General features: G+C 46.9%; 1 protein-coding gene. It reads left to right on the top strand.

What is annotated here, in order from left to right; translation table 11 throughout:
- On the top strand, positions 1-908 hold a 908-nt coding region (locus tag IQ242_RS25480; protein WP_193961866.1), incomplete at its 5' end, for a hypothetical protein.
- Positions 909-1,081: the final 173 nt, after the last annotated feature.

The raw sequence follows: 1,081 nt of genomic DNA on the forward strand, positions 1-1,081 counted from the left end.
CACCCAAGCGCCTCAAAATCAATCTATCGATCGCCAATACCAACGATCTAAAAATCAGAGAAGGGGATAAAGTCACCAGAGGACAGGTAATAGCTGATCGCGATGGGGAGCGATCGAGGCTTAACAGGGAGCGAAGAGAAACCCTGCTATCGATCGCCAAGATTGAGCAAACACCAGTACCACAATTAAGAATATCCCCCCCCATCCGGGAAATCCCACCGGCCAGCTTTGCGATCGAAGAAGCGGCGATACAGCAAGCAGAGCTAAAATTCTCCCAATCCCAGCGAAATTATCAGAGCGCCCTCAGTAATGATCCTTTCATCACAGCCCGGGCGAATGTGGATTTTGCCAAAGCAGCGATCGAACAAGCCTATCGGGAAGTGGAGCTACAGCAGAAAAAAATCGAGGCTATAGCCCAAGTCAAGGGCATTCCGCCGGAGATGCTCGAACACGAGACAGAGAAACTTAAAGAAGTGCGATCGAACTGGGAGAAACGCCAAGCAGAGTACAAGTTTAGGGAAGCTGAATATAAGCAAGTTGAGCAGGGGCGCAAGGAATCAATCAGCGCACTAAAGGAAGCGGTAGAATCTGCGAGAGCGGAGCTAGAAATCGCTCAGGCAAGGCTAAGAGCCGCCAAAGAAAGCCAAAATCAGAGGGAATACGAATATCAGATCGCTATAGCGCGGCGGAATGAAGAGGCTAATCAATCTGCTATTACCGTATCCCAGCAAAATCTCGATCGAGAGTTTAAGCTCACTCAGCTTAAGGAGAGAATCTCCTCGATCGATGATCGGTTATCTTCGATCGCCGTCGTTCGATCGCCTTTTGCCGGATCAATTAAAAGGATAAAAATCGAAAGCCAATCTGATAACAGCCTCAAGGTGACAATCTCATTGATCACGGATTAAAGTCAGTCATCAGTTATCAACATTTTTCGCGGGTTAGACACAATGGCTGAAAATCTAGAGTTTTCGTTGAGGTGCGTCGATGCCTTGCCCAGCAAGGCTTTGAGCCTTATGACTGAGGTAACTATTGAGAATTATTATTAATAATGTCTATGCTTTTCAATATCCCACGAAAA

Origin of the sequence: Microcystis sp. LEGE 08355 (assembly GCF_015207185.1) — a bacterium.
GTDB lineage: Bacteria > Cyanobacteriota > Cyanobacteriia > Cyanobacteriales > Microcystaceae > Microcystis > Microcystis panniformis.